Origin of the sequence: Cytobacillus firmus (genome assembly GCF_023612095.1) — a bacterium.
Taxonomy (GTDB): Bacteria; Bacillota; Bacilli; order Bacillales; family Cytobacillaceae; genus Cytobacillus.
In genome coordinates, this window is record NZ_CP086235.1 from 595,647 (window position 1) to 617,823 (window position 22,177).

Sequence of the window (22,177 nt, forward strand, 5' to 3'; positions counted from 1 at the left end):
ATCCCGGAGGATATTAATAATGATATTAACAATGTTAGATAAAAGCTTTTCCTTTGAAAATAATAAAGACGGCGTCCATGAGTTAGTAGAGGTGATTAACAACGTTCTCACGGATGAGAACTTTTTTTTCAGCCACTTAGTTATAGACGGACATGAAGTTTATGAAGATCACGAAGAATATCTGCTTGATAACATTGCTAATATCAATATAGTTGAAGTAATAGCAATGACCATTAAAGAATTTATTGGCAGTATATTAGTTTCGTTAAATACATATACAAATCGTGCTATTCCGGAAATTGAGGAATTAATCAATCAATTCTATCAAACTCCATCAGAACAAAGCTGGCTGACATTAACTGAACTTTTGGATGGGATTGACTGGATCTATCAAACAATCAAGAGCATTGATTCTGCTGATCATCAAATTATTGGCTGGGATGAATTCATCAAAAGTGCTGCAGTCTTTGAGGCTGAGCTGCCTAATTTATTGGATGCAATGGAAAATAAAGATTCTATTCTTCTAGCTGATATTATCCAATATGAGTTTTTACCCCAATTTGAAAATATCTATGGTGAAACAGAGAAAAACTTTGAAAGAAAATATTAAGCAGAAGTAGGCGGAAAAATGAAGAAGAGCATGTATTCCCACAAGAAAATTCTTATTATTGGCGGAACAGGAACCATAGGACGTTATTTAGTTGAAGAGCTTCTTCAGCATAACCCTAACGTAATTAGAATTTTTAGCCGGGATGAATATAAACAATTTGAAATGCAGCAGGAGTTATTTGAGTATCAGAACATTAGATACTTAATTGGTGATGTCCGTGATGAAAAACGCTTATTGCGTGCGATGGAAGACATTGACTTTGTGTTCCATCTAGCTGCCATGAAGCATGTGCCATCTTGCGAATATAATCCGTTTGAAGCTGTTCAGACAAATGTGTTAGGAACCCAAAATGTCATTCAAGCGGCATTAACAGCAGGAGTAAAGAAGGTCTTATTTACAAGTACAGACAAGGCTATTGCTCCTACGAATACATATGGAGCGACGAAATTAACAGCTGAACGTCTAATTTCTGCTGCACAGTATCAAAAGGGCCCGAAACAAACAGTCTTTAGTTCTGTCCGATTTGGAAATGTAATGGGCTCAAGAGGATCTGTAATCCCATTATTTAAGAAACAAATATTAGAAAATCACAGAGTAACCGTAACAGATAGTAATATGCTCAGATACATGATGACTCCATTGCAAGCAATAAAGCTTATGCTAGAAGCTAATGATATGGCACTTGGCGGTGAAGTTTTTGTATTGAAAATGCCAGTCATCAAATTAAATGATCTAGTTGAGATACTGATTGAAGAAGTTACTGAAAAATACTCTCTTAATAAGAATATTGAAGTTAAACAAATAGGTCTCCGTCCTGGTGAAAAAATGTATGAAGAGTTAATGACAGAAGACGAAATCAGAATTGCACTTGAAACAAAAAATATGTACATTATCAAAACACCGTATACTGGTAATAAAAATTATAATGATGCTTACCCTATTAAAAAAACACCTGTTGTATCAAGTGACCAGGTCATTGACAAAGAAATATTAAGAAATTGGATAGAGCAGGAAAGATTAATTAAATAGAAGGTGATTTTATGCGGGTGCGGGATGATATGTTAAGTGAAAATATTAAATTACTTAATCAATATTCAAATCAAACACTAACAGAATTAAAGGCTTATGAGAAAGATAGAAAAGAAACGTTTTCAAAGATCCTGCAAACAAAATCAGGTCACAAAACAATTCAAATAATGGAAAACAAGAGTTTGCAACTGTTACATAGCAAATATGACCCTCAAAAAGAGGCTGAAAAATTCATATCACAATTTCATGATTTGGCTGATCAATATGAACATGTATTATTTTACGGAATAGGATTCGGCTATCACATAAAAGAATTTATGACCCGGTTCCCAAACTATACCTTTTCTATATACGAGCCGGAAATTGAAGTGTTTTATCAATTTATGAACCATTGCCGTCTAGGGGACATTCCATTAGGAAGGTTAAATAGTGTGGCTATCGAAACCTCACGTGAAAAAGGGAAATTGTTTTTAGATCTATTCATACAAAATTTGCAAGAAAGAGTTTTAGTTGTAACACTACCAAGCTACGAACGTGTTTTTAAAAACAAATTCCAATTCTTCACAGAGGATTTTAAAGCTGCTATGCAGGCAAAAAGGACCAATCATTACGTAGATCAGATGTTTAGTGCACGATGGACGTTAAATAGCTTGCTTAATTTCCCTAAGACGTTTACCACCCCGAATATATTAAGTAATGAGTTTAAGAAACACTTTAATAATAAGCCATTAATCATTGTGTCTGCTGGACCTTCATTAGAAGAAGAATATGACAACTTACGTTATATTAAAGACAAGAAACTTGCCTATATATTTGCCGTTGGTTCGGCAAACCGTGCATTAATTGCTCAAGGAATATTGCCGGACGCCGTCTGTACATATGACCCTCAAGGTCATAATTATGATGTGTTTGCAAGTATGATTGAGCAAGGAATTACATCAGTACCGATGATTTATGGTACAAGCGTTGGTTTCGAAACATTGGATATGTATAAAGGTCCTAAGCTTCATATGATTACAAATCAAGATACCATTGCTCAGTATTATTTGAAGAATAAAGATGATAGTGATTTTGACGTAGTGTTTGATTCTTCCACTATTGCAGCAGTGACGTTTCAATTAGCAGCCAAACTTGGCTGTAATCCTATTGTTTTCGCTGGGCAAAACCTGGCTTTTAGAAATAATCAGTTTTATTCAAAAGATGTCGATTATCAAGAAAAAAACCGATCTATTCAAGTAGAAGAAGAGGATAAAGTCCATACTCTGCTTGTTGAAGATGTTTATGGGAATTTAATTGAAACGACTCCGTCTTTTAATAATATGCGTGAAAATATTGAAGAGTATATTAAACAGTTTCCAAATGTTCAAGTGTTCAATACAACAAAGGGCGGAGCTGCAATTGAGGGGGCAGCTTTTGAGAAATTAGAAAACATTATACAAGAGAAATTTCATACCCCAATTGTCGTTAATGATTGGTTTAATAACTCTTATAACCTTTATGCAAATGAATATGCTGATGATAAAATCAAAAAAATGGAGCACTCCATTGAAAAGTTTTGGACTTTACATAATGAAATAACAACCAAGCTTGCTGAATTGCAAAAGAGTATTGATAGCAATAAAGAAATCAAAGTTTCAAATCACATTATGCAATTTGATAAGTTAATGAAAAAACTAATACGCACCGATTGTTATCAAGTTTATATTCAGCCAACCATTCGAATGCAGTTTCAAGCCCTGAGTATTCGATCTGCAAATATTCGCAAGCAAACAAGCGAAGGAGAGAAAGCAAGACTAATTATTGAATGTTTTTCACCATATCTTGAACTCTGCAAGCAAACATTGGTTCAATTAGTTGGGAGTATTTATCGAATTCATGGAATGACGGATAAATATTTACATCCGACAACTGATAAATTTTATCCTTGTGATTGTGGTGTCTTTTATTATGAAGGTAACTGGGAACAACAAAATTATTCTCCAAGTAAAACAATCGATTTTCCAATTAAACAATTTGTACCAACGGAAAATGCAATTTTACGATTTAGGTTTAGAGGAACGCAATTTAAAGTATTAGGTTCACAAAATAAAGGCAACTCAACAAAAATTAAATTAACAATTGATGGTCATCATGAAATTATACTGCTTAAAAAGTCTAACACAAATGCTGAAATATCAAATATTAACAGAGTACTATTTGAGAAAAACCGATTAGAAAATAAAGAACATTTAGTTGAAATGGAAATTCTTGATGGGAATTGTTTTAAGTTCACGGGTATAGATATCAACCAAGTAAGCCGTCTGTTCCATATTCATGAAGTAACGACAGTTGAACAACTTGAAGTCGGAAAACGTATTCGGTGTCATTATAAGGCAACTTATAATAAAGTTGGTGAGTTTAGTGGTATGGGGGAAGAGACGGATAAATTTATTCCTATTGGATCAACTGCCTATCCGGATGGAGATTTCTACTTTATTATGGTTGATAGTGATAAGGAAGGAAAGAAATTAATATCGGACCGAAATATACAGCACAGTATCTCTTGGGATACATTATTACTTGAGGGCATTGCTTCTGGAATTGGAAATAGTATTGTTATAGACAATTATAAAGGACGATGTCGTCTAATTTATGGTGGCTATTATTCATATATAAAAACAAAAAATGAGTGGGACAATTATATAGGCCTTGACTATATTGATTCATATAGAAAAGGTATCAATTGGAATTGTGATGGGAATATCTCATCTTGGGTTCAAGAAGGTAATTTTTGTTATATCAACAAGAAGAATCTACTCGTTACAATAAGAGGAGAGCATAAATACGTTTCGTCTGTGAATGGAAAGCTAGAGGGTAGCTCATTCTATCATTTTTCAGATACAAAAAATATAGTAAGTCATCTAGGGTATAGACCTTTGATTATTCTAAGTAAATGAGGAAGATAACTATAATGAATAATAACATTCTAACATTTGATCAACTTAAAAGCGTTATTAACCCATATTTATTTTCAATTTTAGACATTCCTCAAAGAGAGTATAAAATTAAGAATGTTCATCCAACGAATCTACTAAAAATGAATAGATTGGATGTAGTTGCTAAATACTTATATGCGAAAAATAAGAATAGCGAATATTATAAAGGTTTATATATATCACTGATAGAAAAGATAAATAAATTTGTTGAGAGTGACTATTCGGGAAAGGTAGGAAAAGATTCTTTCTTGACATCCTTTAATAGCCTCATTTCATCAATGGAAAATAACGGGTTTGACTCAAGTGTTTCAGTTATACCTGTTGATCGAAACGGGAATATTATTGATGGCTCACATAGATTAGCCGTTGCTCTTTATTTAGATGTAGAAGTTAGTACTGTAACCTTTGATATTAGTATCGAACATAATTTTGATTATTTATTTTTACAAGAAAAGTTATTTCAAGAGGGTTATACAGAAACATTAGTTCATGAGTATATTAAAATGAAAAATGATATTAGAACTGCTATCCTATTTTCTAACCCTAAAAAGTCCTTTTCTATAGGTAGTAATATTTTAGGGCAAAATTCAAAAATCCTCTATGAAAAGTCAATTAACCTTACTCCTATAGGCCAGAAAAATTTCATTATAAACTTATATGAAGGTGAACAGTGGTTAGGTAGTATTGAGAATAACTACAAAGGGTCTACCCAAAAACAAATTGGTTGTTTTCAATATGGCTCGGTTATAAGGGTAATTTTTATTGAGGAAGATACAGAGAATCTTTTAGATAAGAAGTCTAAAATTCGATCATTATTCGGAATTGGCAACCATTCTATTCATACAAGCGATACCTATGATGAAACAATTAAACTGGCAGAATTACTTCTAAATAAAAATAGTATTCATTTACTAAATTATCAAAAATTTGATTTTATTAAAACTGTAAATGAATTATTAAATGATTTTTCACAGTTATTGTCTGAAATGAGCATTTCAAAAGAAAACGTAATTATTGATTCGGGATGTGTCCTTGGTATCTACGGTATTAGAAAGCCTAGTGATATAGACTTTATTACAGGTTATTCATCTACTCAGGAAAAAATTACGGGAAATCATAATAACTATTTTAGACCAGAACAGATCAAAGAATACTTAGAAAATAGGGAGAATTATTTTTCTTATAAAGGTTTTAAGTTTCTTGCGCTGAATGAAGTTCTGAAAATGAAAAAGAATAGAGGAGAGTATAAGGATTTAGAAGATATAAAGGCTTGCAATAACTACTTTGAAAACAATTTTCAACATGTTAATCATTATTTGGAAAATATTTACTCCTCGTTATTTACAAAAAATGTAATTTGTTTTGGGTCAGGTGGATTTTTTCAAAAAGTATATTCGCTATTTAAGAATATGTCATATATTGTTGATAATGATATTAATAAACAAGGTAAATCAATTAATGGTTTAAGTATATATGACCCTAAAATATTAAAGAAAATAGCAAAAGATGAAGTAATGCTAATAATAACAAGTCAATATTATGATGAGATATCTGTGCAGCTAAAGGATTATGGATTTGAGGAAAATGTTAATTATTTTAGAGGAGAGTTTATTTGGAATTTATTAATTAATTTTGGAGATCAGGAAAAGTTTTTATGTTTTCAAGGATATAAAGTATCTTTTCCTAAGGGATGCAGTCTAATTGAACAAGTAAGATATGGTGAATATGAGAAAGTGCTAGTCGAGAAAATAGTGTCAGAACTCTCTTTTGTTGAAAGACCAGTTTTATTGGATATTGGTGCAAATATTGGTTTAGTTTCATTATCTGTCAAAAAAAAATTGCCACAATCACAAATTTTTGCCTTTGAGCCAAGATTGGAAACTTTTAATCATTTAGTAAAAACATTAGAAAATAACTCGCTTCAGAAAGAAATAACTGCATTCAATTTAGCGTTAGGAAATACTGATGGGTTTGCTGATTTTTATCTCCACAATGAAAAAGATGCTTCAGGTGATGGGTTAGTTGATACAAAAAGAGCTGGGGAAACAACTAAAACTAGCGTAAAAATATTAAAGTTAGACTCTTTGTGGGAACAAAACAGTTTTCCAAAAGTAGATGTAATTAAAATTGATGTTGAGGGAGCTGAGTACCTGGTATTGGAAGGTGCAAAAAAGTTATTGAGCACGTTCTCTCCAATAATTATAATGGAATTTTTTCCAGAAAATATGAAGTCATATCCTTTTGAGGTTGAAGACCTTTTTTCCTTATTCGAAGAATTAGAATATCAATGTACTACTATTAATGGAAAAATAGTAAACCACTCTAATTTTGATGAGGTAGTAGAAGACACTGTTATATTAAAAAGAAAAGGTAATAAATTTTTCTAACAGTGACTAATAACGTTTTCTAGTTAGGAGAGAATAGAGTGACTAATGTAAAAATAGTCTGTATTACACCTGTCAAGAATGAAGAATGGCTTCTAGACAATTTCCTAGAAGCTACCTCGCTTTGGGCAGATCATATTATAGTTGCTGATCAGAATTCTACAGATCGATCAAAAGATATAGCTGCTAAGTACCCGAAAGTGACATTAATAGAGAACAATAGTAAACAATTTAATGAGCCAGAACGGCAAAAATTATTATTAGAAGAAGCTAGAAAAATCGAGGGGAAAAAGTTAATTATTGCACTAGATGCCGATGAGTTGTTGACACCTAATTGGGAAGAAGAATTAGAAACAATAAAAAGGCTTCCAGAAGGGACTATAATTCAATTCAGGTGGGAAAATATTCATCCAAATCTGAAACAATATTGGAGCCCAAGTACATGGATGAATTTCGGTTATGTTGATGATGGAAAAGAGCATATCGGTAGTTTAATTCATAGCCAAAGAATTCCTGTTTATTCTATTTCTCCAAGATACCAATGTAATAAAGTAAGTGTTATCCATTTACAATATATTGATTGGAATAGGATGACAAGTAAACATAGATGGTATCAATGTTATGAAACACTAAATTTCACAAGTAAACATCCAATTGAAATTTTCCGTATGTATCATCATATGTACTCTGTCAGAGAAGACTTACTTGAAATACCAAATTACTGGGTAAATAAATACGAGGAATTAGGGATAAGAATATTTTCATATAATAAGCCAGAATATTATTGGTGGGATGTTGAGGTAATAAATTATTTAAATCAATATTCTTCAAAAAGATTTTCTTTATTGCCAATATGGGATGTTAATTGGGATAGAATGGCTAATTTTATAGGAATTAATACTGAACATAATTTATCAGATCCAAGGATTCCAGAGGAAAAGGAATTGCATACATGGCTTTTGGATACACAATTATATTACAATAATAAAACAATTAAAGAACAAGATAGAGAAAATATTAAAAAGTTTAGAACATGGTGGGAAGATGAATAAAAAAGCATTGATTACCGGAGTAAACGGTCAAGATGGCGCATATTTAGCGGATTTTCTATTAAAGAGAGGGTATGAAGTCCATGGCATTATTCGCCGTTCATCCATTGAAAAAAAGGACAGAATTGAAGCTTTACTATATGATAAAAGATTAAAACTTCATTATGGAGATATGACGGATTCCTCGAATATAATTCGTTTGCTTTCAGAAATTCAACCAGATGAAGTATACAATTTAGCAGCGCAAAGCCATGTTCAAGTGTCATTTGAAACGCCAGAATATACGGCGAATGCTGATGGTATCGGAACTTTACGTTTGTTAGAGGCAATTCGGATTCTTGGATTAGAAAAAAAGACAAAAATATACCAGGCATCTACAAGTGAACTGTATGGAAAAGTGCAGGAAATCCCACAGTCAGAAACAACTCCTTTTTACCCTCGCAGTCCCTATGCTGCGGCGAAGTTATACGCATATTGGATTACAGTGAATTATCGTGAAGCTTATGGGATCTATGCTTGTAACGGAATTTTGTTCAATCATGAATCTCCGCTACGTGGGGAGACCTTTGTGACACGCAAGATTACTTTGGCAGTGGCGCGAATTAAGCATGGATTGCAGGATTGTTTGTATCTTGGAAATCTTGATTCGAAACGGGATTGGGGATTTGCAGGAGATTATGTAGAAGCGATGTGGTTGATGCTCCAACAGGAAGAGCCAGAAGATTTCGTAATTGCAACTGGTGAAACACGTACAGTACGTGAGTTTGTTGAACAAGCTTTTGGAGAAGCAGAAATTGAAATAGAATGGCAAGGTCATGGGGTTGAGGAAAAAGGAATTAATAGAGCCACAGGGCAAGTTGTAGTTACTGTTGATCCGCAATTATTTCGACCAACTGAAGTAGACCTTCTTCTCGGCAATCCGGCAAAAGCAAAGGAGAAACTCGGATGGGAGCCGAGAACAAGCTTTGATGAACTAGTGAAGATGATGGTGCAGTCGGATTTGGATTTGCATAATTTATTGAATTAATGTACTTAGCCTATCTTCAAATTACTACTAAATGGGTCGTACTAGAAAATGGAAAAAATAATAATTAGTGGTTATATTTTCAAGAACTGATACTCTTCAGTTCTTTTCTTTTTTGTCGATAATATAAATATTAATGTAGAAAAGGTGCGAATAAATGAAAAAGATGTCGAAAATATATGTAGCAGGACATAATGGTCTAGTTGGGTCAGCGATTGTACGGAAATTAGAGTCAATTGGCTACATGAATATCATAAAGCGAACAAGCAAAGAGCTTGATTTACGTCGGCAAGCGGATGTTAACACATTTTTTGAACAGGAGCAGCCGGAGTATGTTTTTCTGGCAGCGGCGAAAGTAGGCGGAATTATGGCGAATGCTACGTATCCAGGTCAGTTTCTATATGACAATCTTATGATTCAATCGAATGTCATTGAGGCGGCTCACCAGTATGGCGTGAAAAAGCTGCTCTTTTTAGGAAGTACCTGCATTTATCCGAAAAGGGCACCTCAGCCGTTAAAGGAAGAATATTTATTAACAGGTGAGTTAGAGCCAACCAATGAACCTTACGCCCTTGCGAAGATTGCTGGGATTAAAATGTGCAGTGCTTATAATCGAGAATATGGAACGAATTTCATTAGTGTAATGCCAACGAATTTATATGGTCCGAATGATAATTTTAACCTGGAAACATCGCATGTATTGCCAGCACTAATGCGCAAAATTCATGAAGCAAAAATGAATTACGCATTGGCTGTCGATGTGTGGGGATCAGGGGAACCGTTACGTGAGTTTTTACATGTTGATGATTTAGCAGATGCTTGTATATTTTTAATGAAGAAGCAAAACTCGGAGGATATTGGTGAATTTGTCAATATTGGTACAGAGGAAGAGGTTTCAATTCGAGGATTAGCGGAATTGCTTTGTGATGTCATTGGCTATGATGGGAAACTGTTGTTCGATGTATCAAAGCCGGATGGGACTCCAAGGAAAGTGACTGATATAACAAAATTAAGGGAACTTGGCTGGCGTCCAAACAAACCTTTAAGCGACGGTATAATACAGACATACGAATGGTATGTGGAAAATGTGGTGAAAAATGAACGCACAGCCGAAAATTAGTATTATTACAGCATGTTATAACAGTGAAAAAACCATTGAACAGACTATTCAAAGTGTGCTAAATCAAACATATGAAAACATTGAATATATTATTGTTGATGGGGCTTCGACTGATGGGACAATGGAAATCGTGAAAAAGTATCATGATCGTATCAGCCTTGTGGTTTCAGAGAAGGATTCTGGAGTGTACGATGCCTTTAACAAAGGTGTTCAGTATGCATGTGGTGATTATATTTTATTTTTAAATTCTGATGATTATCTTATAGAAAATACTGTTCTTAAATATGTAGCAAATCAAATTGAATTAAGAAGTAACCCTATAGGTGTTTATGGTGATATTTATATAAAAAATGAGACAACAGGATTTATAAGGCGTCTTGGACAGCAAATAGATTTAAGCAATATTAAAAATGGAAAAATGCCACCTCATCCAGCAACATTTCTTCAAAAGAGTGTGATCACTGAATTCGAAGGATTTAACTTAAATTATCAAATAGCAGCGGACTTCGAGTTGCTTACAAAAATTTTCATGAAGTACGAGAAAGATATTTATCATATTCCTATTCTAGTGTCTGTTTTTCGTTTAGGGGGTTTATCCAGCAATATAAAAACACTTCAAATTGTTAAAGAAGAAACAAAATCCATTATTAATGAGTATTTACTTCATTTCGATTCTAACACGAATATGCATGTAAATAATTCAAATGAAAACTATTTAAAACTGTGGATTGAAAATATTGTGTTTAATAAAAAGTCGATAAGTGATCCACTGAAAAAACTTCAAATTAAAAATGTTGTGATTTTTGGAAGTGGAGAGTTGGCGGTATTAATAGCTCAAGACTTGATTGTAAATGAATTTAATGTACTTAGTTTTCTGGATAATAATAGTGAAAGACAAGGAATTACAATGAACGGCATATGTGTGTATTCCCTGATTGGATAAGAGAAAATGAAGAGCTAGTTGATGCAATTATATATGGGTTTCAAGGCTTTCACGAAAGTGCAGCTGAGAAACAGTTAGAGTCGTATAAATTAAAAGAAGATATTAAGAGACTTAGTTGGAGAGAGTTAGTTAGTGAGTTAAACTAATGGGAAATTTAAGGTAACTGTTGTTTGTTATTTTATAATTAGTCATTATTATTGTGAGGTGAAATAGATGAAACTTATCTTATTATCAGGTGGTTCAGGATCACGACTTTGGCCGCTTTCCAATGACTCTCGTGCTAAGCAATTTTTAAAAGTATTAAAGAACGAAGAGACGGGTGAATTTGAGTCCATGGTTCAGCGCGTGTTTCGTCAAGTGACATCTGTATTAAGTTGGGAAGATGTTATTGTCGCTACCAATACAGCTCAAATCGACATGTTGCATAGTCAGATTGGCAGAGATATTCCTATTGTAGTTGAGCCGGAGAGAAGGGATACTTTCCCTGCTATTGCACTAGCATGCAGTTACCTATATTCTGTGTTAGGAATGAAAGAGGATGAAGTGGTAGCAGTTGTGTCTGTGGATGCATACGTTGAACAGCAGTTTTATGCTAGAGTAGCAGAGTTGGAGAAACTCGTTCATACTACTAGTGCTGAAATGGCTCTCCTCGGGGTTGAGCCTACGTATCCGTCATCTAAATATGGTTATTTAATTCCTGATAATCATGTGGGATATATGGAGGTTGGTAAATTCATAGAAAAACCTTCTGAACAGGAAGCTGCTCAATTAATCGAACAAGGAGCCTTTTGGAATAGCGGTGTTTTTTCCTTTTCGTTGAAATTAATAATAAATCAGTTCCGTGAAAAGAATCTTCCAACCAATTATGAGGAATTATTAGCAAATTTCTCTAGGCTTCCTAAAAAAAGCTTTGATTTTGAAGTAGTTGAGCATCTATCACATATTGTTGCATTACCTTATCAAGGATATTGGAAAGATCTTGGGACATGGAATACTTTGACAGAGGAAATGCACCAACCTATATTGGGGAATGGTTCCTTAAGTGAAGACAGTGAAAATACTCATGTCATAAATGAGCTTGATCTTCCAATTAAAGTTTTGGGTGTATCGAATGCTGTTGTTGCTGTTAGTGCTGACGGTATTCTTGTTTCGGACAAGCCTGCAAGTTCAAGAATGAAAGATATGCTGACAGAAGGGCTGTTTTCAAGACCAATGTATGAGGAGCGGCGTTGGGGTTGGTATAGAGTCTTAGATATTACGAAGTGTGAGGGACGAGAAGTATTAACGAAACGCCTTCATATTCATGCGGGCAAAAACTTAAGCTATCAATACCATCACTATCGGGAAGAAACATGGACGATTATTTCTGGACAGGCTATCTTCATTCAAGATGGGAAAAAGGTTCACGTTCGTTCGGGTGATGTGTTGCAAATTCCAATCGGTTCCAAGCATGCAATGTATGCAGAAACAGATGTTGAATTTATTGAAGTTCAGATTGGATCTCCATTAGTTGAAGAAGATATCGTAAGGTTAACTTATGATTGGAAAGAGACACTAGGATTAATGAATTTTTAAGTCTACTTAATTTGTTTTCAAACATACAACCTTACTGTTTATGGTTAGGAAATGCTATTTTTAAAATTTAAAGGTGTGGTTTAATGAAAATAGGTATGTTAGTAAATCGAATGGAAGGTGGTGGCCTGGAGCAACTCTTATTAAATATAACTAAAGAATTAATAGAGGACCATACAATTGAGATTATTACAACGGTAAAAGAAGGAAAATGGATCGATAAGGTTCGAGACTTAGGTATATTTACTAAAGGCTTTAGTATTTGGTCATATAGTGATCCTTTCGCATATATTAAAGATCTTGCAGAATTCATAAATTCGAGATCCTATGATGCGATTTATATTAATAATACTATTTATGGAATAATTGCATCTAGTTTTATTAATCCAAAAACAAAAAAAATTGCTGTGTTGCACGGAATTTATGATAACACAGTTAAATTAACGACAACTAATAGTAAAAGTATAGACCATTATATTGCGATTAGTCCGCAGACCTACAGCATCTTAAAAGAAAAAATAGAAAAACCTAATAAAGTTTTCTTAATTCCAAATGGTACTTATCAGTTTGATGATAATAAAAAAGTAAATAAGAAAAGAACTGACGAAAAGTTAAAACTAATCTACTCTGGCAGAATAACACATAGAGATAAGGGAGCTCTTTTTGTTCCTGAAATATTTAATCAAATTAAACAAAAATTGCCTTCAAGTGAATTATTAGTTTTGGGTGATGGACGAGACTTCGATGAATTCAAGAAAATAATTAGAAAGTATAAGTTGAATTCGTCTACAAGTTATTTTGGAATGGTTGATTTTAGTTTTGTAATAGAAAAAATGAAAGAATCCCATTTCCTGTTATTTCCATCTATCCATGAGGGGTTTGGATTATCAATAATTGAAGCACAAAGTGTTGGGTGTATTCCTGTTGCACACAATATAGCTGGTGTGACAGATACCATTATTGATCACCATAATAATGGTATCCTAATTCAATCAAATCAAATTGATGATTTCTCAAAAGAAATTATTTCTATTTATAATGATAAAAGTAAGATGAAGTATTTATCAGAGAATGCAACACGGAACGCAAAAAAATTTAATATAAAAAATACAGCAGTTCAGTGGGTTCAAGTTGCAGAGCTAAATGAACAATCTGAGAAAATAGATACACTTATAAAAACACAAGAAGGAAGCAAGGATTCTATAATTAAGATGCTAAATTATGATGGGTCTAATGAATTGATACAAAAGAAAAGTACTTGGTTGGAAAATTACTATCATAAAAATACATCTAATCTAGCAATACTAAATAGTAAATGTAGGCTCGTGATATTTGGAACACTGGAAACGGCTTACTATATTTATATTGATGCTATTAAATATAACTTGAATATAGTTGCTTTTATAGATAATTTTACAAATGAAAAAGCGCTTAATAATATTCCTATTTGGTCTAGTGAGATGATGTATCAGAGATCAGATGAATTTGATACAGTTATTTCATCTATAGATTCAAATACGAGCAATACAATAATAAAAACAATCAAAGAGAGATTAATAGATAAGGAAATTATTGACTGGAAGGAAATATGAAGCTTAAATTTACAACTTACAATTTGGATTTCATTAAATGCCTAATTTAGAAAAAACACATGCTTATTTAATGAAAGGAGAAAGTGATGGATACGATAAATATCGCGGTTGCTTCCGATGATAATTATGCTCAACATCTAAGTGTAATGTTACTTTCTCTTTTAGAGAACAGTGATAGAAAATATCATAAGCATATATATTTCTTAGATGGTGGGATTTCAGAGCAGAACAAGGATAGATTGAGTTCTATCTGTAAACAATTTTCAACAACTTTTGATTGGCTTACTGTAAACGCAGACACATTTGAGAATATGACAGTAAGCCGATATATTAATAAAGTAGCATATTTTCGTATTGCACTACCCACTATATTAAAAGATATTAGCAAAATCGTATATCTTGATTCCGACATTGTTGTAAGGAATGATATAAAGGAACTGTGGGATACTGATTTATCGCAATATCATGTGGCTGCGGTGGATAATTCGAATTTGAACCGACAATTTTTTTTGGGAATTCCTGAAAAATCATCTTATTTTAACTCAGGTGTTTTGCTAATGAATCTTGATTTATGGAGAAAAGATGACATTTGTAAACAATTAATTGATTTTATTCAAACCACCGATCAGGAGTTATTGAAATACCATGATCAAGATGCGTTAAATGCCATTTTGTATGAAAAATGTTTATTGCTTGATCCAAAGTGGAATTACCGCGAATCGTTAAAAGTTAGTATAAGCAAGAAAGACCTGCATTACACTGAACGTGATATTGAGAATGCCATCAAAAATCCTGCTATTATTCATTATACTGAATCATCGAAACCATGGCATTATTTAAATAACCATCCATATAAAACAGATTATTATCACTATTTATCCAAGACAGAGTGGTCAAGTACTCCACCTGAGAAGGAGTATTTGGAGAGCCTTTTTACTACAAGAAAAATTGTGGTTTTTGGAACTGGTAAGAGCGGACAAGAGTTATATAATCGAATTCAAGAACTTGGTTATGACATATCTTATTTCATTGATAACAATAAAATATTATGGGATCAAAGTCTTTTAAATGACAAAATAGTAAAAAGCCCAGAAGTATTACTTCAAGAGAAGAAAGAAAATATATTTATTATTGTTGCCAGTATGTTTTATGAAGAAATAATGGAACAGCTGAAAAGCATGGGCTTTATTGAAAATATCCATATAATTGTAAAGGGGTATGAAAATAAACTAGGCATTGAAGGAGGGAAGAGATGATAAGGCGATTTACTGAATGGTATCGCCAATTTAAGAGGAGATACATTGTTCAACAAAGACGACAACATGAGTATGCAATTAATCGCTATTACGCACATTTAATTGATCCGTTTTTTACTAAGATTGTTTATGATTTGAAAATGTCACCTAATATGGTCACAATTATCGCGACTGTTATTGGTGTTTCTGCTGCTGTATCAATTATAGAAGATAAGTTAATATTAGCTGCCATTTTACTTCAGTTATGGCATTATATGGACGGATCGGATGGGAATTTAGCCCGACTTACTAATCGATGTACATCATTTGGCGCTAAGCTAGATGTTTTTTCAGATCAGACAGTTAGATTTACTGTATTTATGGCTATCGTATTTTCTGTTGATGTTTCTTTGTTGATAAAGATATTGTTTGTCCTTACACTATATGTTGATGTATTAGTTATTCATTCATATGTTTTACCTTTTATGAGAAAATATACTGTTGTTAGGGCAACTTGGAAACAATGGTTTTTAGATAGAGGAATAATTCCTGGTTTAGATATGCTAACAGTTTTTTTTGTTTTCTCGGTTTGCGCTATTTTCAATCGGCTTGATATTGGAGTGTACTTTTTTGTTATTTTTAAGAACATTGATTGGATGTACCGTGTCTGGGAATGTTTGAAGTCAAAGTACATTTATAAAGTTTCAAGAAATACAACTGATTTAGCTAAGTAAGGAAAGAAGGCAATTCTCTAATTGAATAGTATTCCAACAGTGTTTTTGTCAAGGATAGAGAAGAATGTTAAAGGTTCGAGACATACTCTCGTTGTCAAAAAGTTCAGGGGAGATGAGCACAAAGAAAGTTTTAACTTATGGGACATTTGATCTTCTTCGTATTGGGCATATTAATTTATTAAAGAGGGCAAAAGAGTTAGGTGATTACCTCGTAGTTGGGCTTTCAACAGATGCATTTAATAACGAAAAAAATAAAGTTTCATACCATAGCTATGAAAATAGGAAAATAATGGATGAATCTATCAAATATGTTGATGAGGTTATTCCTGAGCAGGAGTGGAGCCAAAAAATAAATGATGTGGTAGAACATAATATTGATTTGTTTGTTATGGGAGACGATTGGGAAGGTCGTTTTAATTTTCTAGAAGAATACTGTAATGTCATATACTTACCGAGAACGGTGGGAATATCTACATCAAAAATAAAAATTGAATTGCAACAGGTGAAGGAACAGAGAAGGTAGACTGGAACTACTATACTCATCTTAACTAGTTTCTAGGTGAATTTTTTTAAATTAAGATTGCTATAGGGAAGAGGAAAAACATGAACGAACAAAAACTAAAATCACTTTTCGCAGAAGCACTAGGAATCGAAGAAACTCAAGTAACAGACGAACTAGCATACAATATGATCCCCGAATGGGACTCAGTCGCCCACATGGCCCTTGTTGCAGAAATCGATGACCAATTCGATATCATGCTTGATACGGACGATGTACTTGATCTTAGTTCATTCGCAAAGGCGAAGGAAATTTTGAAAAAATATGATATTAAGTTCGAGTAGGGTCAGTGTATGCTAGTAAAGGATAAAGTTGTTTTTATTACAGGAGCTTCCAGGGGAATTGGACAAGCTGCTGCGAAAGTATTTGCACAGCATGGTGCACAGCTAATCCTGCATTCGCGGGAAAAAGCAGGGTTAGACGAAACTTTAGAATTGGTAGCTGAATATAACCTCATTGAACCCTTAGTTGTTTCGTATAACGTAATGGATACTGTGAAAATAAAGGAAAGCTTCCATACAATTCGAAAAGAAAAAGGAAGACTGGATGTTTTAATCAATAATGCTGGAATCATGGAAGAGGCTATGCTTGGAATGATTCGAGAAGAGATGGTTGAAACGACTATGGTAACGAATTTATCTTCTGTTCTCTATCATATGCAATATGCATCAAGGTTAATGATGAAACAAAAAGTAGGATCAATCATTAATCTGAGTTCAATTATCGGTGTGAATGGCAGCCAAGGAAATGCAGTATATGCAGCCAGCAAGGCTGGTGTTATAGGGGCTACAAAATCAGTTTCTAAAGAATTAGCACCGCACAATATTCGAGTAAATGCAGTAGCCCCTGGTTTTATAGACACAGATTTGACAGGACATTATAAGGATGAACGGTTACATAAGGTTTTAAATAGCATAGGCATGAAGCGGATCGGTAATCCAGAGGAAGTTGCTAGTGTATTACTTTTCCTGGCATCCGATTTATCTTCTTATGTTACAGGACAAGTAATCGGTGCAGACGGAGGCATGGTGATATAAGCCATGCTTTTTTTCTACACTTTTTTAGAAAATAGTCGATGTAAAAAGAGAAAGATATATTGATTGGTGAATACGTTAAACAATATTATATTAATATACAGTTTTAAGAACGAGGGGAAGAAGATGCAATCATTATGGAGCCTTTCCACTGAAAATAAAAATAGGATTGCCGTTATTGAACAAAGCGGAGAAAGCTATCGTTATGAACAATTGCAGAGTGATGTTCTGGATGTTAGCTTTAAAATAAAGTCATCACGCAAACAATTAGTTTTAATTCTAGCTGAAAATAATTATAGGTCCGTCGCCAATTATTTGGCTGTCTTGCAGAATGGTGATGCAGTAATGCTCTTAAATGCCGATTTAGAAGAGCAACTTTTGCGTACGGTCATCGACTCCTATCAGCCAGCCTGGATTTTAGGCGATATGGATCATGTTGATTACTCCGAGTTCAAAGAAGGAATTCTGAAAAGAAAGATTGAACATGGTTTTGACATTCATGAAGACCTGGCTCTTCTGTTAAGCACGTCTGGAACAACAGGGAGTGTAAAGTTTGTCCGTCTATCACACGATAATATTGTGGCAAATGCGTGTTCTATTTCTCACTACTTGGAAATTACACCAGAAGAACGGGGCATGGCTAACTTACCTATGCATTATTCTTACGGACTTTCTGTTATTAACAGCCATTTATATGCTGGAGCGACTATTTTACTGACAAGTGATAGTGTACTGACAAAAGATTTTTGGGCATTTATGAGAAATGAGAAGGCTACTTCTTTTGCAGGTGTGCCCTACACTTATCAAATGCTGCAAAGAATCGGATTCCTGAAAATGGACTTGCCTGACATACGGTATTTCACTCAAGCAGGCGGCAGATTGAATGAAAAGCTTATCCGCCTTTTTGGAGAGTTTGCAAAAGAGAAGGGTAAGAAATTTTATGTGATGTATGGCCAAACAGAAGCGACTGCCCGCATTAGCTATTTACCTCATGAATTCCTTCTGGAGAAGCCTGCAAGCATAGGTAAAGCCATACCGGATGGAAAGCTGGCTTTAGATTCAGAAACCAGTGAGCTAGTCTATGAAGGGCCAAATGTTATGATGGGCTATGCTGAGAATTTCAGCGACTTAGCTAAGGGTGACGAGCTAAAAGGGAGACTTCGAACAGGTGACTTAGCCGATGTTGATGACGATGGTTTTTATTATATTAAAAGCCGTATGAAGCGGTTTATTAAATTATTTGGGTTGCGATTGAATTTAGATGACATTGAAAAACAAATAGAAACCGAACTGCATACACAGGTTGTATGTGTTGGATCGGATGATAAAATGATAGTAGCTATTCAAAGCGATGAACATAAAGAAAAGATTCAAGATTTGATCGAAAATCTGTATAAACTGCACCGAAGTGCTTTCCGTTTAAAACAGATAGAAGAAATTCCTAGACTGCCAAACGGGAAAGTAAACTATGAAGCATTAAAGGAACTGGTTATATGATTGAACCATTTGAAATGGACTGCAAAGAAAAACAAACCTACTTATTAAATGAACTGAACTCGTTAACAAATTTCCACTATAAACAGTGCAAACCATATAGAAACATGATTGATAAATCGGGGCAAACAACTGTGGCGGGCAGCATAGAAGAAATCCCTTATTTGCCTGTCCAGCTATTTAAGCTGATGGATTTATACTCTATTAATGAAGACTATGTATTCAAGGTGCTCACTTCAAGCGGGACAACAGGCCAGCAGGTTTCTAAGATCTATTTAGATAAGGAAACAGCAGCTGCACAAACAAAAGCCCTCGTTTCATTAATGAAGCCATTACTTGGAACAAAGCGCCTTCCGATGATCATTATTGATACTAAAAATGTGTTAAAGGATCGTAAGTCCTTCAGTGCAAGAGGTGCCGGGATATTAGGTTTCTCCAACTTTGGACGGCGTCCTTTCTATGTTTTAAATGAGGATATGAGTGTGGATTGGGAAGGTTTAACAACGTTTTTAGAGCAGCATAAAGGTGAGAAGCTATTATTGTTTGGCTTTACGTTTATGATTTGGAAGTATTTCTACCAGGAAGCGGTCAAGAAAGGGATTCACCTTGATTTAGGCGATAGCATTCTCATTCATGGCGGCGGCTGGAAAAAGCTTAAAGAGGAAGCCGTCAGCAACGAAATCTATAAAGGTTCTTTGCAGAGCCAGTTCGGAATGGGTTCTATCCATAATTATTATGGCATGGTGGAACAGGTGGGGTCGATTTTTGCTGAGTGTTCACATGGACATCTCCATACACCCATTTATGCAGATGTACTAATTCGAGATCAGATCACCTTCAAACCGCTGCCGATTGGCGAGCAAGGGTTAATTCAAGTTCTCAGTGTTTTGCCGAAAAGCTATCCCGGACATAGCTTGCTGACTGAGGACCTTGGAACTATTCATGGTGAAGATGATTGTCCATGCGGGTGGAAAGGAAAGTACTTTTCCGTAGCTGGGCGAATTCCTAAAGCAGAAATTCGGGGATGCAGCGATACATTCGCATTTGATCAGAAGGGGGAAAACCAATCGTGAAGTTTTTTTGGCCGAATCAATCAAAAAACTGGAAAGAAACGATTGAGTCTATAATTACAGCTAAGCCTCTTTCTCCTTTTCATCCAGAAGTGCTTTCATTTCTGCAATCCATTTCTAAGGCAATTTTAAAGGACCACTCCTACCGGCGTTATCCTGAGCTGGTTGCTCTAGCTTATTGGCTAAGGAAAGCCCATTTATCCGAAATGCAGGAATCCTATGTAAAAAAGGCTGGAGAAAGAATGGTGCTGGCAAGAGGGACTGCTTTGCATTTTGCTCCTTCAAATGTTGATACGATCTTTGTGTATTCTTGGGTGCTTTCCATGCTCGCAGGGAATAGCAATATTTTGCGGATTTCCGGCCGTAAGCAGGAGCAAACTGAGCTTTTGCTTCGTGCCATTATAAATGGCTTAGAAGATTATCCCGAGGTTGCGAGCCGTACGGCAATCCTGACCTATGAGCATAATAATGAAACAACCCAATATTTATCAGAACGCTGTCATATCCGCGTTATTTGGGGCGGGGATGAAACGGTTAAAGCGATTCGTTCTATTCCGCTGGCACCTTTGGCGACAGAGTTAGCTTTTCCTGATCGGTTTTCTCTGTCCGTATTGGAAGCAGGAGCTGTTTTAAATGCAGATGATCATGAGTTTAATGGATTGATTAAGAACTTCTATAATGATGGATTCTGGTTTGCCCAAATGGCTTGCTCATCTCCAAGGTTAATAGTCTGGACAGGAGAAGAAAAATCTATCGAATCTGCACAGGATCGGTTTTGGACTCAGCTTAATAGCTATTTAGATGAGCACTTAGAAGAATATTCTCCGGCATTACAAGTTCAGAAACTGACAACAGGATATTCATTGAGTGATAAAGAGAGCGTAGTGAATTTTCTGCATCTGCCCAATTTTTCACGCCTGAAAGTGAATAATATTGATTTAGATATAAGAGAAAGACACTGTGGGGGAGGTCTATTTGTAGAGTTAGATCTTCCTCAGTTATATGACTTAATTCCATTTCTGGATGATAAAGACCAGACATTGTCCTACTTCGGATTTACGAAGTCTCAATTAATGGAGTTTGCTGAAGGCGTGGGGAATAGGAGTATTGATCGTATTGTCCCAATTGGTCAAGCCCTTGATTTTGAAGGAATATGGGATGGATATGATTTGTTAATGCATTTTACTAGAGAAATCGTAATTAGGTGATGGGATTGCATTTTATATCAATAAAAGAAGAGCACTTAGAGTTAATACTAAATTGGCGTACAAGCGAGTTTGTCACACGACATATGTATACAGATATTGACTACGATTTGGACAAACAGAATGAATGGTTAAAATCTGTTCAAAGAGACCAGAACAGTCATTATTGGGTGCTAAATTATAAAGATCAGCCGATTGGGTTAGTTTCTATTACAGATATCAATTATAGAGATAAACGGGCATATTGGAATTTCTATATTGGTGATCCTGCTTATGGGATGCTCGGCGGGTTTATTGGCCCGTATGTGTACAATTATGCTTTTGAGTTCCTTGGAATCCATAAGCTTATGGGAGAAGTCATGGAGGAAAATGAAGGAGTACGCAAACTTCATCTTAAACAAGGTGCTAGGGAAGTTGGTTATTTAACGGATCATATTTATAAATACGGCAAATATCATAATGTATACATTTTTGAAATGACGAAAGAAATGTGGAAATCGTGTGGAGGAAAGTTTGCAAAGTACTTTCCAACAGTTGACTAAAAGGTT

At 34.5% G+C, this 22,177-nt stretch carries 19 protein-coding genes; all 19 read left to right on the top strand.

Annotation, left to right across the window (positions count from 1 at the left end; translation table 11 throughout):
* Positions 1-19: 19 nt before the first annotated feature.
* Complete coding sequence (locus LLY41_RS02970; RefSeq protein WP_304586901.1) at positions 20-610, top strand: DUF8042 domain-containing protein; 591 nt, start codon at positions 20-22, stop codon at positions 608-610.
* Positions 611-628: 18 nt separating this feature from the next.
* Complete coding sequence (locus tag LLY41_RS02975; protein ID WP_304586902.1) at positions 629-1,639, top strand: SDR family NAD(P)-dependent oxidoreductase; 1,011 nt, start codon at positions 629-631, stop codon at positions 1,637-1,639.
* Between the two features lie 11 nt (positions 1,640-1,650).
* The gene (locus LLY41_RS02980) at positions 1,651-4,575 is read left to right on the top strand and encodes a motility associated factor glycosyltransferase family protein (RefSeq protein WP_304586903.1); all 2,925 of its coding nucleotides are present in this window, start codon (positions 1,651-1,653) and stop codon (positions 4,573-4,575) included.
* A gap of 14 nt (positions 4,576-4,589) precedes the next feature.
* Complete coding sequence (locus LLY41_RS02985; protein WP_304586904.1) at positions 4,590-7,001, top strand: FkbM family methyltransferase; 2,412 nt, start codon at positions 4,590-4,592, stop codon at positions 6,999-7,001.
* A gap of 38 nt (positions 7,002-7,039) precedes the next feature.
* Positions 7,040-8,050: a glycosyltransferase gene (locus tag LLY41_RS02990; RefSeq protein WP_304586905.1), complete on the top strand. Its 1,011-nt coding sequence runs from the start codon at positions 7,040-7,042 to the stop codon at positions 8,048-8,050.
* Entirely contained in the window at positions 8,043-9,074 is a 1,032-nt protein-coding gene (gene gmd, locus LLY41_RS02995; protein WP_304586906.1) for a GDP-mannose 4,6-dehydratase, read from the top strand. The genes LLY41_RS02990 and gmd overlap by 8 nt, the downstream gene beginning before the upstream one ends.
* Positions 9,075-9,228: 154 nt before the next feature.
* On the top strand, positions 9,229-10,191 hold the full coding sequence (locus LLY41_RS03000; RefSeq protein ID WP_304586907.1) for a GDP-L-fucose synthase family protein: 963 nt from the start codon (positions 9,229-9,231) through the stop codon (positions 10,189-10,191).
* On the top strand, positions 10,169-11,134 hold the full coding sequence (locus tag LLY41_RS03005) for a glycosyltransferase family 2 protein (protein WP_304586908.1): 966 nt from the start codon (positions 10,169-10,171) through the stop codon (positions 11,132-11,134). The genes LLY41_RS03000 and LLY41_RS03005 overlap by 23 nt, the downstream gene beginning before the upstream one ends.
* Before the next feature lie 213 nt (positions 11,135-11,347).
* Positions 11,348-12,709 (top strand): sugar phosphate nucleotidyltransferase, encoded by a 1,362-nt coding sequence (locus LLY41_RS03010; protein ID WP_304586909.1) that lies wholly within the window; start codon positions 11,348-11,350, stop codon positions 12,707-12,709.
* An 83-nt stretch (positions 12,710-12,792) separates the two neighbouring features.
* A complete protein-coding gene (locus tag LLY41_RS03015; protein WP_304586910.1) occupies positions 12,793-14,298 on the top strand; it encodes a glycosyltransferase family 4 protein in 1,506 nt (501 codons plus the stop codon).
* Between the two features lie 86 nt (positions 14,299-14,384).
* A complete protein-coding gene (locus LLY41_RS03020; protein WP_304586911.1) occupies positions 14,385-15,554 on the top strand; it encodes a glycosyltransferase family 8 protein in 1,170 nt (389 codons plus the stop codon).
* Entirely contained in the window at positions 15,551-16,267 is a 717-nt protein-coding gene (locus tag LLY41_RS03025; RefSeq protein ID WP_304586912.1) for a CDP-alcohol phosphatidyltransferase family protein, read from the top strand. The genes LLY41_RS03020 and LLY41_RS03025 overlap by 4 nt, the downstream gene beginning before the upstream one ends.
* Before the next feature lie 64 nt (positions 16,268-16,331).
* Complete coding sequence (gene tagD, locus LLY41_RS03030) at positions 16,332-16,790, top strand: glycerol-3-phosphate cytidylyltransferase (RefSeq protein ID WP_304586913.1); 459 nt, start codon at positions 16,332-16,334, stop codon at positions 16,788-16,790.
* A gap of 80 nt (positions 16,791-16,870) precedes the next feature.
* On the top strand, positions 16,871-17,110 hold the full coding sequence (locus tag LLY41_RS03035) for an acyl carrier protein (protein WP_304586914.1): 240 nt from the start codon (positions 16,871-16,873) through the stop codon (positions 17,108-17,110).
* Positions 17,111-17,119: 9 nt separating this feature from the next.
* Positions 17,120-17,863 (top strand): SDR family NAD(P)-dependent oxidoreductase, encoded by a 744-nt coding sequence (locus LLY41_RS03040; RefSeq protein WP_304586915.1) that lies wholly within the window; start codon positions 17,120-17,122, stop codon positions 17,861-17,863.
* 123 nt (positions 17,864-17,986) lie between these two features.
* The gene (locus LLY41_RS03045; RefSeq protein WP_304586916.1) at positions 17,987-19,357 is read left to right on the top strand and encodes an AMP-binding protein; all 1,371 of its coding nucleotides are present in this window, start codon (positions 17,987-17,989) and stop codon (positions 19,355-19,357) included.
* Positions 19,354-20,427, top strand: coding sequence for a LuxE/PaaK family acyltransferase (locus tag LLY41_RS03050; protein WP_304586917.1), 1,074 nt, complete (start codon positions 19,354-19,356; stop codon positions 20,425-20,427). The genes LLY41_RS03045 and LLY41_RS03050 overlap by 4 nt, the downstream gene beginning before the upstream one ends.
* Complete coding sequence (locus LLY41_RS03055) at positions 20,424-21,632, top strand: acyl-CoA reductase (protein ID WP_304586918.1); 1,209 nt, start codon at positions 20,424-20,426, stop codon at positions 21,630-21,632. The genes LLY41_RS03050 and LLY41_RS03055 overlap by 4 nt, the downstream gene beginning before the upstream one ends.
* On the top strand, positions 21,632-22,171 hold the full coding sequence (pseH, locus tag LLY41_RS03060; RefSeq protein WP_304588004.1) for a UDP-4-amino-4,6-dideoxy-N-acetyl-beta-L-altrosamine N-acetyltransferase: 540 nt from the start codon (positions 21,632-21,634) through the stop codon (positions 22,169-22,171). Before LLY41_RS03055 ends, pseH begins: the two co-directional genes overlap by 1 nt.
* Positions 22,172-22,177: the final 6 nt, after the last annotated feature.